13 protein-coding genes are annotated in these 12,518 nt (G+C 31.7%); all 13 read left to right on the top strand.

Translation table 11 applies throughout. The features are described from left to right. The first annotated feature begins 11 nt into the window (after positions 1–11). The 13 genes from murD (at position 12) to DER71_RS08625 (ending at position 12,450) form a co-directional block, all read left to right on the top strand. Positions 12–1,376: a UDP-N-acetylmuramoyl-L-alanine--D-glutamate ligase gene (gene murD, locus DER71_RS08685; protein WP_114456822.1), complete on the top strand. Its 1,365-nt coding sequence runs from the start codon at positions 12–14 to the stop codon at positions 1,374–1,376. Between the two features lie 33 nt (positions 1,377–1,409). After that, positions 1,410–2,507 (top strand): putative lipid II flippase FtsW, encoded by a 1,098-nt coding sequence (ftsW, locus tag DER71_RS08680; RefSeq protein WP_114456823.1) that lies wholly within the window; start codon positions 1,410–1,412, stop codon positions 2,505–2,507. Between the two features lie 8 nt (positions 2,508–2,515). Continuing rightward, entirely contained in the window at positions 2,516–3,631 is a 1,116-nt protein-coding gene (gene murG, locus DER71_RS08675) for an undecaprenyldiphospho-muramoylpentapeptide beta-N-acetylglucosaminyltransferase (RefSeq protein WP_114456824.1), read from the top strand. 11 nt (positions 3,632–3,642) lie between these two features. After that, positions 3,643–5,007 carry a UDP-N-acetylmuramate--L-alanine ligase gene (gene murC / locus DER71_RS08670; RefSeq protein WP_114456825.1) on the top strand — a complete coding sequence of 455 codons (1,365 nt, stop codon included), beginning with the start codon at positions 3,643–3,645 and terminating at the stop codon, positions 5,005–5,007. Further along, positions 5,007–5,717 (top strand): cell division protein FtsQ/DivIB, encoded by a 711-nt coding sequence (locus DER71_RS08665; protein WP_158531677.1) that lies wholly within the window; start codon positions 5,007–5,009, stop codon positions 5,715–5,717. Before murC ends, DER71_RS08665 begins: the two co-directional genes overlap by 1 nt. Before the next feature lie 121 nt (positions 5,718–5,838). Further along, positions 5,839–7,116, top strand: coding sequence for a cell division protein FtsA (gene ftsA / locus DER71_RS08660; RefSeq protein WP_114456827.1), 1,278 nt, complete (start codon positions 5,839–5,841; stop codon positions 7,114–7,116). A 47-nt stretch (positions 7,117–7,163) separates the two neighbouring features. Then, positions 7,164–8,252, top strand: a complete 1,089-nt coding sequence (gene ftsZ / locus DER71_RS08655; RefSeq protein ID WP_114456828.1) for a cell division protein FtsZ — start codon at positions 7,164–7,166, stop codon at positions 8,250–8,252. A gap of 131 nt (positions 8,253–8,383) precedes the next feature. Next, positions 8,384–9,190: a peptidoglycan editing factor PgeF gene (gene pgeF, locus DER71_RS08650; RefSeq protein ID WP_158531678.1), complete on the top strand. Its 807-nt coding sequence runs from the start codon at positions 8,384–8,386 to the stop codon at positions 9,188–9,190. Between the two features lie 35 nt (positions 9,191–9,225). Next, positions 9,226–10,131, top strand: a complete 906-nt coding sequence (locus DER71_RS08645; RefSeq protein WP_369834988.1) for an HlyD family efflux transporter periplasmic adaptor subunit — start codon at positions 9,226–9,228, stop codon at positions 10,129–10,131. Positions 10,132–10,134: 3 nt separating this feature from the next. After that, positions 10,135–10,842 (top strand): YggS family pyridoxal phosphate-dependent enzyme, encoded by a 708-nt coding sequence (locus tag DER71_RS08640; protein WP_114456831.1) that lies wholly within the window; start codon positions 10,135–10,137, stop codon positions 10,840–10,842. 17 nt (positions 10,843–10,859) lie between these two features. Further along, positions 10,860–11,129, top strand: coding sequence for a YggT family protein (locus DER71_RS08635; RefSeq protein ID WP_114456832.1), 270 nt, complete (start codon positions 10,860–10,862; stop codon positions 11,127–11,129). A gap of 12 nt (positions 11,130–11,141) precedes the next feature. Continuing rightward, a complete protein-coding gene (locus DER71_RS08630) occupies positions 11,142–11,930 on the top strand; it encodes a photosystem II S4 domain protein (protein WP_114456833.1) in 789 nt (262 codons plus the stop codon). 13 nt (positions 11,931–11,943) lie between these two features. Beyond that, on the top strand, positions 11,944–12,450 hold the full coding sequence (locus tag DER71_RS08625; protein ID WP_114474565.1) for a DivIVA domain-containing protein: 507 nt from the start codon (positions 11,944–11,946) through the stop codon (positions 12,448–12,450). Positions 12,451–12,518: the final 68 nt, after the last annotated feature.

Here is a 12,518-nt window from a genome sequence, read left to right as displayed (position 1 = left end):
GTTTGATTATTTTGTATTTGAAAAACAAAAAAATTGCAGTAATGGGATTCAGCAGTAGAACCGGAATTTCTCTTGTTAAATTTTTAAATAATAAGGGTGCCAAAATTATTATTTCTGACACTAAAAACAAAAAAGAACTTGACAATTTAATAAAAGAAATTGATGGCATTAATTGTGAATTTGATTTTGGTGGACACAGCAAAAAAATTTTAGAATCTGAATTAATAGTGATGAGTCCGGGTGTACCGCTGAATATTCCAATTTTAAACCAGGCTAAACTGCTGGATATAGAAATAATTAGCGAAATAGAACTTGCGTACAGATTTTGCAGAGCTAAAATTATAGCTGTCACAGGTACAAATGGCAAAACTACAACTGTAGATCTTCTTGGTAAAATGCTGCAGGGAATGGACAATAAAAAAGTAAGGACAGCAGGGAATATAGGTATTCCTCTTATTTCGGTAGTGGATGATTTAAATAAAGATGATATCATTGTTGTCGAAGTAAGTTCTTTTCAGCTGGCAGCGGTAAAAGAATTTAGACCCTGGATTTCTATATATCTTAATTACAGTCCCGATCATTTAGATCGACACATTAATGAAGAAGCCTATAAAAATGCTAAACTTAAAATATTTTCTAATCAGACTAAAGATGATTATGCCTTAATTGATATTGATGATGTATATCTTAATTCAATACGAGATAATATTCCAGCCAGAACGCTGTATCTTTCTCAAAATAATAAGGATGCTGATTTATTTATTGAAAACACAAAACTGATGCTTAAAAAAAATAATAGAGAAATAGAAATTTTAGATTATCGCTATATGGATTTACCTGGAGATCATAACAAAAAAAATTCAGCTTTTGCAGCCGCAGCAGCATATCTTTGTGGTCAGAATAGAACAAAAATCAGAAATGTTTTAAAAAATTACTCTTTAAAAGAACATAGGATGGAATTCATACAAAATAATAGTGGTTTTATATTAGTGGATGATTCAAAAGCAACCAATCCTGCTGCAGCTGTTAAAGCCGTTGAAAGTTTTAAACAGCCTGTAGTTTTAATTGCAGGTGGACAGGACAGAAATGCAGATTTTAGTGAATTAATTGATGTAATTGATAAAAAAGTTAAATTTTTAATTCTGCTTGGAGAAACAGCGGATCAAATTTATGATTTAACTGTTAAAAAAACTTCTGTTGCTGCTGTTAAAGTTTCTGATATGCAGGAAGCTGTTGTAACAGCATTTAAAAAAATGAAAGAAGGAGATTGTCTGCTCCTTTCACCTGCCTGTCCGAGCTGGGACATGTATGAAAACTATAAAGTAAGAGGTAATATTTTCAAAAAAGAAGTACAAAATATACTTAATTTTAAGTAGTATAGTGTAAAATATGAGTAGGGTGTTTTAAATATGCGCGAAAAAAAATTACCTGATTTAATGTTGATCTTTGTGGTAATGACTCTGATAGTAATTGGGTTAATTATGATACTTTCTGCCAGTTCTATAAAAGCTCAGGATTATTATGGGGATAATTTTTATTTTTTTAAAAATCAAATTAAATATTTAATTATAGGGTTATTATTTATGTTTCTGACCATAAAAATTGATTATAATGTTGTCAGAAAAGCTGCTCCCTTAATTGTTTTATCTGCAGTTTTTTTACTAGTTATAGTATTAATCCCTGCTGTGGGTAAAATGGTTGGTGGTGCACGAAGATGGCTTTCTTTAGGGCCTATCAGTGGTCAGCCTTCTGAATATGCAAAACTGGCAGTAATTATTTATCTTGCTGCATATTTTGATAATGAAGATAATGATATAAAAAATTTTACAAGTGGTCTGCTTCCTGCTTTGATCATAATTAGTATAATATTTTTATTAATTTTATTAGAACCGGATCTGGGTACAGCTATAATGATTGCAGCTATCTCTGCCATAATAATTTTTTCAGCAGGTATAAAGATGAGACATTTTTTTACTCTGATACTGATTACTGTACCCATGTTGTTCTATTTCATTTATTCAAGTCCATATAGGAGGGAAAGGATGTTTGCATTTATTGATCCCTGGAAAGACCCACTGGACACAGGTTACCATATTATTCAGTCTTTACTTGCACTTGGATCAGGCGGTATATTTGGAGTTGGACCAGGAGGCAGCCATCAAAAATTTCTCTATCTTCCTGAACCAGGTACAGATTTTATATTTGCAGTTTTGGGAGAAGAATTTGGCCTGATTGGTACCTTGACTGTTCTGGTGTTATTTTTTCTTTTTGCCTGGAGGGGTTTAAAGATAGCTGTTAATGCTCAGGATGTATTTTCCTCACTGCTGGCGGTTGGTATAACATCATTTATTGTACTACAGGCAGTATTAAATATAGGTGTTGCAATAGCAGTTTTGCCGGTAACCGGTATTACTTTACCTTTCGTAAGTTATGGAGGCTCTTCACTTATTATTATTTTGTCATCTCTCGGACTGTTGTTAAATATATCCAGATATACAAAGAAATGAGGTTAAATATGAAAGCAGTAATTACTGGTGGTGGTACAGGTGGACATATTTATCCTGCTCTGGCAGTTGCAGATAGGCTTAAAAAATTGGGGTGGGAAGTTTTATACATAGGTTCTAATTTTAGATTGGAATCTGAGATTGTTCCTGAAGCAGGTTTTAAATTTGAGTCAATTCCTGTTATGTCACTGCCCAGAAAAATTTCATTTGACATAATATATTCTATAAAAGAAAATTTAAAAGGACTATTTAAAGCTTATCAAATAATAAAAAAATATGATGCAGATATTGTAATTGGGACAGGAGGTTTTGTTGCTGGCCCTGTTGTTCTGGCAGCATATTTTAATAATATTTTTACTTTGATACATGAACAAAATGCATATCCAGGTATAACAAATAAAATTTCATCATTTTTTGCTGATATAATCTGTTTAAATTTTTCTGAAGCTGACCAGTATTTTCCAAAGTCTGTCAGAAAAAAAACAAAATTAACTGGTAATCCAGTAAGACAGGAGATTATAGATAGAACAAGAATGGAAGGAGCTTTAGAACTGGGGCTTAACTACGATTGGAAAACTATTTTAATTGTTGGCGGAAGTCAGGGAGCTGAGAGTATCAATCAGGCTTCAATTTCACTGTACAGATATATAAGTAATAACCCTAAAAAAAAGATTCAGCTGCTTCATATAACAGGTAAAAAAAATTACCAGTCTGTTCTTGAGATGCTGGAAAATTACAAGATAGATATTGAAAATGACAGCAGAATAAAAATCTTTTCTTACCTATCAAATATAGAAAATGCTCTTGCAGCATCTGATCTGGTAATTTCGCGTGCTGGGGCAACAGGTATTTCTGAAATTACAGTTAAGGGATTAGCAGCTCTGCTGATACCTTTTCCTCATTCTGCTGAAGATCATCAGCTGTATAATGCATCTTCTCTCTGCAGTAATGGTGCAGCTTTGATGATTGAAGAAAAAAATTTAAATGGAGAGATTTTACTCAGAAAAACTCTTGAGATTATTGAAAATGATAGAAGATTAAAATATATGAAACAAAAGAGTAAAGCTGTGGCAAGAGAAGATTCACTGGATAAAATAATAAATATAATAATAGAAAAGATTAATTAGGGGAGATTTTTGTGCTAAAAAAAGGTGCTCATATTCATTTAATAGGAATTGGTGGAGTTTCAATGAGCGGTATTGCTAAGATATTATTTAAAAGGGGATATAAAGTAAGTGGTTCTGATCTAAAAAAAAGCAAATATCTTAAAGATTTAGATGAAAACAATGTGAATATTATTATCGGACACAAAAAAGAAAATATTATAGGTGCTGATTATGTTGTTTATTCCAGTGCTGTGCCTGAAGATAATGTTGAAATTAAAGCAGCAAAAAAGCTTAATATTCCTATTTTTAGGAGGGCTGAGATGCTTGCTGAACTAATGAAAGAGAAGAAAACAATAGCAGTTGCAGGAACACATGGGAAGACAACCACAACAGCTATGCTTGCTGCTATTTTTAAAAATGCTGACAAAGATCCAGCTATCATGGTAGGAGGATATCTTCCGGAAATAGGTGGGAATGTATCTGATGGAAAAGGAGAATTTTTTATTACAGAAGCTGATGAAAGTGATGGATCATTTCTGTATTTTGATCCATATACTGTATTGTTTACCAATTTGGAGCTTGATCATGCTGATTTTTATAAAGATATTGATGAAATAAAATATGTATTCAAACAGTTTTCTGATAAAGTAAATAATAAAGGCTTTATTATTTATAATAGAGATGACAAAAATCTTGCCAAATTATTTAAAAATAATCAGTTTAAATTCGGCATAAAAGATGGCGATTATATATCAGCTGACATTAAATATTGTAAAGAGAGAAGTAGTTTTAAGTTTTATAGCAGTAGTCAATATATTGGAGAAATACAATTAAAGGTGCCTGGTGAATATAATATTTATAATGCTCTTGCAGCTGCATCGTGTGCATTTCAGCTGGGTATTGATTTTGATATTATTTCTACTGCATTAAAAAATTTTAAGGGTGTTGGAAGAAGATTTGAATTTAAAGGCAAATTATTAGATAATAAAGTTGATGTGGTAGATGATTATGCCCATCATCCATCTGAAATAAAATCTCTACTTAAAGCTGCACAAAATATAGGTTATAAAGAAGTAATTGTTGTATTTCAGCCTCACCGCTACAGCCGAACTAAAAAGTTGTTCAATGAATTTTCATCAGCCTTTGGTGATGCTGATACTTTATATCTTACAGATATTTATTCAGCTGAAGAAAAAAATGATTTTAATATAAGTTCTCAGGATTTACAAAAGGCTGTTGAAAAAAATTCTGATGTTGATGTCAGATATTTTTCCTCTTTCTCTCAAATAAAAGCAGATATTTTAAACAATCTTAAAGAAGGACAGCTTATTTTAACTGTTGGAGCCGGAAATATTTATAAACTGGGGGAAGATCTACTTTCTGACAGGAGGAAATGATGAATAAAAAGCCTTTAACAATTTTATTAATTATATTTTTTTTAATAACGGCTTCAATATCATTTTTGTTTTCTCCTTTTTTTAAAGTAAGGGAATTCAGCATTCATTCCCGTCAGGAAATTGACAAAAAAGCTCTGCAGAGGGCACTGCTGGAATTATATGATTATAATATTTTGCTGTTAGATAAAGATATTATAAAATCTAAGCTGGAGAGGTTTTCTTTTATTTCTTCAATAGAAATAAAAAAAACTCTTCCGTCAAAAGTACATATTATAATTGATGAAAGGACACCAATTGCCTGGATTGATAATAAAAAATCGAGAATAATTTTTTCTGCAGACGGGATAATACTGAATGAAGTTACAGATGATAGAATAATTGATCTTCCAGAGTTAGCCGGAGTAGCTTATAAATTTGATAATAATAAATTGAAGTTTCCTGATTATACAGACGTTTTATTTTCAGCATTATTAAAAATTGATCAAAATTTACTGCATAAAATAAATAAAATATTGTATACAGATGATGGCATTTATAAACTTTATTTAGATACCAATACAGGTGTTAATTTAGGAACTAAAGAAAATATAGAGAAGAAATTTAATATACTGGCTTCAATTTTACAAAAAATCGAGTCTGAGAATAAAAAAGCTGACTATATAGACCTTAAAGTTGTAAAACATCCTGTAATAAAACTTAAAAGTGAATAATATAATTGAATAGTAATAAAGGAAAAAAGATATTTATATTGAAATATTAAAATTAAGTGTGCAATTTACTGTTTTGAATATAAATAAAGAAGAAAAATGAAGAGAAAGGGGGTAGACTGTTATGAAAAGAAGAAAAAAAATTATAACAGGACTAGATATTGGAACTACAAAAATATGTGCTCTAATTGCAGAAATTGGTGGAGAGGGTAATATAGAGATAATTGGAATCGGACTTTCCCCTTCAAATGGACTCCGTAAAGGAATAGTTGTGGATATAGATAAAACCAGCCATGCAATCAAAAGTGCAGTACAAAAGGCTGAAAGGATGGCAGGTATAAAAGTTGACTCTGCATATGTTGGTATAGCTGGTTCCCATATTCAATCTATCAATAGTCATGGAATTGTTGCAGTTACAGGTGATGAAAAAGAAATAAAAAAGAGTGATATAGAGAGGGTACTTGATGCAGCCAAAATTATACCTTTATCTGCAGAAGAAGAGATACTGCATGTTTTAGCACGAGAATTTATTGTTGATGGGTGCCCGGGAATAAAAGATCCTCTGGGAATGTCAGGTGTCAGACTTGAGGTTGAGACTCATATTGTTAAAGGAGCTTCTACTTCTATTCAAAATTTAGTAAAAAGTGTTTTGAGGGCTGGTTTAAGTGTTGATGATGTTGTTTTAGAGCCACTTGCTTCCAGTGAATCGGTTTTATCTGATGATGAGAAAGAACTGGGAGTTGTACTTGTTGATATTGGTGGTGGAACAACAGATTTGATTGTATTTCATGAAGGAAGTATCACACACACTTCTGTTTTACCTGTTGGCGGCAACCATGTTAGTAATGATATTGCTGTAGGCTTAAGAACACCTGTATCGGAGGCTGAAAAGATAAAAATACTTTATGGCTCTGCAATTGCTGAAAAAATTGATGAGGAAGACTTCATAGATGTTCTTTCTGCAAGTGGTAGAGAAAGAAAAAAGATACCAAGGCGTATTTTGGGTGAAGTAATAGAGCCCCGTATGAAAGAAATTTTTAGTATGGTTAAAAAAGAGTTGAAAACAGTTGGACCGGCTGATTTAACTCCAGCTGGAATGGTGATTACAGGTGGTGCATCACTGCTGGAATATTCAGGTGATCTTGCTGCACAGGTAACAGAACTTCCCGTAAGAGTTGGAGAACCTGATTATGTAAGTGGGCTTTCTAATATTATTGATAATCCTGTATATATAAAAAAAGGTGATACTGTGCCTAAAGCCATTTTTTCTACCTCAGTAGGTTTAGTACAGTTTGGAATTAAAGATGATGATAGGGGTGAAAGCAAAAAAAGTAGTAATAGTAAAACAATTGTTAATAACTTTTTTGGTAAATTAAAAAATTGGTTTAACGAATTTTTTTAAATCACAGCAAAATAAATAATATCCTTATAATAGAGGAGGGAAAATGAGTGTTTGATATTGGTACAGAAATTGAACAGTTTGCAAATATAAAAGTTGTTGGAGTAGGTGGTGGCGGCAATAATGCCGTAAACCGCATGATACAGGAAGGGTTAGAAGGTGTAGAATTTGTTGCAGTAAATACAGATGCTCAGGCATTAATGTCTTCAAATGCAGGCATTACAATTAGAATAGGCGAAAAAATGACTAAAGGTTTAGGTGCTGGTTCTAATCCACAGATTGGACTAGAAGCGGCTCAGGAAAATAAAGAAGAAATCAGTCAGGCAATACAGGGAGCTGATATGGTATTTATAACTGCAGGTATGGGTGGAGGTACCGGTACTGGAGCTGCTCCAGTTGTTGCTGAAGCTGCAAAAGAAGTAGGAGCTCTGACAGTGGGAGTTGTTACAAAACCATTTACTGTTGAAGGAAAAAAACGAATGAATAATGCAATTCAGGGAATTAATGAATTAAAAACTAAAGTAGATACTTTAATTGTTATTCCAAATGACCGCCTGTTGGAAGTGGCTGAAAAGCAGACCAGCTTAATGGAAGCTTTTAAAATAGCTGATAATGTTTTGCGCCAGGGTGTACAGGGGATTTCGGATCTTATTACAATTACAGGTATTATCAATTTGGATTTTGCAGATGTAAAAACTATTATGACAGAAGCTGGTTCTGCTCTAATGGGAATAGGTAGAGCTAGTGGGGATAATAGAGCTTCTGAAGCAGCAAAGCAGGCTATTGCTTCACCACTGCTGGAAGCTTCAGTAGATGGTGCAAGAGGAGTGCTGTTAAATATAACTGGAGGACTTGATCTCGGTATACATGAAGCAAATGAGGCAGCCAGAGTTATTCAGGAAGTAGCTGATCCAGAAGCAAATATTATATTAGGTGCTGTAATAGATGAAGAGCTGGAAGATGAAATTAAGGTTACTGTAATAGCTACAGGTTTTGATACAGCTAGATCTGCAAAAAAAAGCAAAAAATTTGACAGTACTCCCGAAGCAGAAGATCTATCAGATAGTGATTTTGAAATGGAAAGTTTTTCTGGTGATGATCTGGATATTCCGGCTTTTTTGCGAAAAAAACAAGACTAATATAAATCCTGATATATAACATATCAGGATTTATATTAGCAGTTTTTGATAAGCAGCTCTTGGTACTTATATACTTTAGCGCTATCAGTATCAATAAAATTTAGTTATTTTTGATGAGTTTGGTGATTTTTATGTTTAAATATGTTAATGATACCTGTGATTATCTGCAGTTTAAAAATGGCACAGATAATCTATTTAAAATAATTTTTTCTACCCGCAGAGGTGGAATTAGTGATTTTCCATATAATTCTTTAAACCTTGGTCTGCATGTGGGAGATAAAAAAGACAATGTAATAAAAAATAGAGATATTTTATTCAATGCGGCCGGTATAAACAAAAAATCTGCTGTAGTTGTAGAACAGATACATGGCAGCAGAATTGCTGTGGTTGATAAAAAAAATTCTGGCTGTGGATATTTTGCACATTCAAATGCTCTTTCTGGGTTTGATGGTATGATTACCAAAGAAAAAAATCTCCCTCTTTTTGCCTTTTTTGCTGATTGTGTTCCTATTATTTTATTTGATGATAAAAATCGTACTGCAGGTATTGCTCATGCTGGATGGAGAGGGACTATAGAAAAAATAGCAGCTAGAATAGTGGATAAAGCTGTAAAAGAATTTTCTTCAAAACTGGCGGATATTAATATCATTATTGGTCCATCAATTTCAATGAAAAATTATGAAGTTGATAAAAAACTGGCAGATTTATTTTTACAGGAATTTAATAACAGGGATAATTTTATTATAAAGTTAAATAATAGTTATTATCTTGATTTAAAAAAAGTGAATAGGAAAATACTGCTTGATTTAGGAATAAAAAATGAAAATATTTTTGTCGAAAATAAATACTGTACATTTGAAGATGAAGATTTATTTTATTCTTATAGGAGAGATGGTAGAAGCACAGGAAGAATGGCTGCTGTTATTGAGATTATTTAATCTGTTAGCTGCTGAAATGTTAAAGGATGATTAAAGTGAAAAGAAAATCTTTTAAAAAAAGATTTTTGCCATATGTGATATTTTTTATAGTTTTTGTTTTAATTATTATTATTACCCATATTTTGGATTTTTCTGATTATGATATAATTACCGCTGCTCATGGAGAAATTATTGATGGTTTTGAGACTAAAGCGTTAATTATAAGAGATGAAAAAAATATAAAATCTCCTGCAGCCGGGAAAGTGAATTTGTCTTCACTAGAAGGAGATAGAATTTCTACCGGCACAAAAGTTGCTGAAATAAGTTTAGAAAATGGGAATTTGAGTATATATAATAAAATTCCTGGTATTTTAAGTTATGCTACAGATGGTTTGGAATCTACGGTCATTCCTTCTAATATGAATAAACTTGATTTAAATAACATAGAAAAATATAAAGGCAATTACCGCCATTTAATTTCTGGAAATAAAATTGAACAAGGGAAGACTCTCTACAGAATAATTAATAATTTCCGTTTATTTTTAATTGTTCCTGCTGAAAAAGAAGAAGCGGAACGTTTTAGAATTAATGAAATTATTTTTCTAACAGAACAGAAGAAAACAGATTTAATCAGAGGTAGAATTATTGATATTACTGAAGGAATAGATAAATCTTTTATATTTGTTAAAATGGACATATTTGTACCAAAATGGATAAATATCAGGTGGATTGACATAAATTTTATTAAAAATATTTATAGAGGTATAAAAATTCCCAGGAGTGCTGTGTTTACTCAACCATCCGGTCAGGGAGTTTTGAAATTAAGTGGATATAACAAACATGTTTTTCAGGAAGTAATTGTGGTAGATGGTGATCAGGAAAATGTAATAGTTAAAGGCTTAGAAGTTGGAGTTCAGGTTATTGTAAACCCTGAAGACTTTAATTATGGTATTGAGGAGTGAATTATGTTGGAAAAAGAAGATTTGATTTCCAGATTGAATAAAGTTAAGAAAGAAATTAAAGAATCTGCTGAAAAAGCTGGCAGAAAATATGAAGAAATTAATCTTATAGCTGTCAGTAAAAATCATCCGGTCGAATCTATAAAAGTTCTCAAAAATACAGGTGTAAAATTATTTGGAGAAAATAGAGTACAGGAACTGGAAGAAAAAGATAATAAACTTAAAAAAATTAACATAGAAATAGACTGGCATTTTATTGGACATTTGCAGAGAAACAAAGTAAAATATTTAATGAGGATGCCAAATTGTAAGATGATTGAATCACTTGACAGCTGGCGTCTTGCCAAAGAAATTGATAAAAGAGCCAAAAAAAATAATAGAAATATACCGCTTCTAATTGAAGTTAATATAGCAGAAGATGAAAATAAATATGGAATTAAACCTAATAAAGTTGAAACTTTTTTAAAAAAAGTTATTAAATTAGATAATATTGAAATAAAAGGATTAATGACTATTGCTCCTTATAATGAAAATCCTGAAGAAGCTCGTCCTTATTTTAGAAAGATGAAAAAAATACAGCAGGATTTAAATGACAGAGTGTACCCACTTCCCGAATTGTCCATGGGTATGAGTAATGATTATAAAATTGCGGTTGAAGAAGGAGCTACAGCTGTTAGAATAGGTACTGCAATTTTTGGAAAAAGAAATTATTAGAAGCAGGAGGCGGATAAATGTACACACTTATCAGAGGAATAAATTTATTTTTTGAAATTGTAACATGGTTGATTATAGCAAGGGTTATTTTATCCTGGATTAGACCTAATGTTCAAAATATGAGCTGGAGAAAAATTATTATATTTATTTATAATGTTACTGAACCAATCCTAGGTCCAATAAGAAACATTCTGCCAACAACAAATATTGGGATTGATTTTTCTCCTCTGGTTGCAATATTTGCTCTTTCAATAATCAAAAATTTTATTATAAGAATTCTAATTTAAGGTGGTATTTGAATGCTGAATAAAGAAAAATTATTAAGTCACCTTTATGAAGAAGACGAAAAACTTCTTGGTTCTCAGATTATAGATAAAATAGAACAGGTGCTTAGATATAATAAAGAACAGTCAACTGATTTTTTAAATCCCTATCAGCGGGAAATAGCTACAAGTTTATTAATTCAAATTTCAGATATTAATTTTAAAAAAGAAGGTGGTTATAAATCAGCAGAAAGAAAAAGAATAGTTATTTTCCCGGAGTATTTATTTCCAGATCTTGTTGATAACTTTATTACTATATATGAAATTGAAGGAAATTTTTCTTTTCAGAACTTGAGTCATAGGGATTTTCTTGGAGCTTTAATGGGGCTTGGTATTCAGAGAAAAATGATTGGTGATATATTAATTAATCAGGATACAGTTCAGTTTATTACTGCTGAAGAAATAAAAGATATAATAGAGATAAAACTAAAAAAAGTGCATGAGGTACCTGTTGAAATAAGAGAAATCAAAGAAGATGATTTAATTATTCCTGCTAAACATGTTAAGAAAATTTTAACCACTGTACCTTCAATGAGACTTGATGCAGTTGCCAGTTCTGGGTTTGGCTATTCACGCAGTAAAATGTCAAGAGATATAAAAAACGGCAGAATTAAAGTGAACTGGAAACAGGTAACTGATCCTGCCTTTGACATAGAAATAGGTGATTTAATTTCTGTTAGTGGTCGAGGAAGAGTTAAAGTTTCTGAAGACAGAGGACTTTCAAATAAAGATAGAATAAAATTAACTTTAAAAAGGTTTACTTAAAGGAGGCTTGACTTTGAAAATTACACCACTTGATATTTATAATAAAGAGTTTAAAAAATCTACTTTTGGTTATAATACAGATCAGGTAGATGAGTTTATGGATGATATAGGTGTAGCCTACGAAAGGCTGCTGAAGGAAATGAACAACCTAAAAGATGAAAAACAGTCACTGCAGGAAAAGCTCAGCAGTTATAAAGATATTGAAGAAAGACTGGAAAACACCCTGCAGGTCATGCAGGATACAGTTGATAAACGAATTGAACAGGCTAATAATGAAGCTAGAATGATAGTTAAAGAAGCTGAGTTGAAAGCACAGCAGATTAAAGATGATGCAGAAAAAGCAGTTGCTCAGGAAAGAAGGAACTTTGAACAGCTGAAAGAAAAGAAAAACTTTTTTAAAATTCGTTTTCAGACACTTCTGGAAAGTCATTTAGAAATGCTGAAAGAAGATGATGACAGAGATTATGCAGGAACAGAGGATAGTCCTGATAATATAGAGTTTCCCCAAAATCACAATTAATAACCTTTTGATATCCTTAACATTGCTGCAAACTGAACAGGTTAGGCTGTTGTGATCTTTTAAATTTG

It is taken from the genome of Halanaerobium sp. DL-01 (assembly GCF_003338615.1).
Taxonomy (GTDB): Bacteria; Bacillota; Halanaerobiia; order Halanaerobiales; family Halanaerobiaceae; genus QPJE01.
The sequence above is the reverse complement of the archived record's forward strand: the minus strand, read 5'-3'. Positions and strand labels throughout refer to the sequence as shown.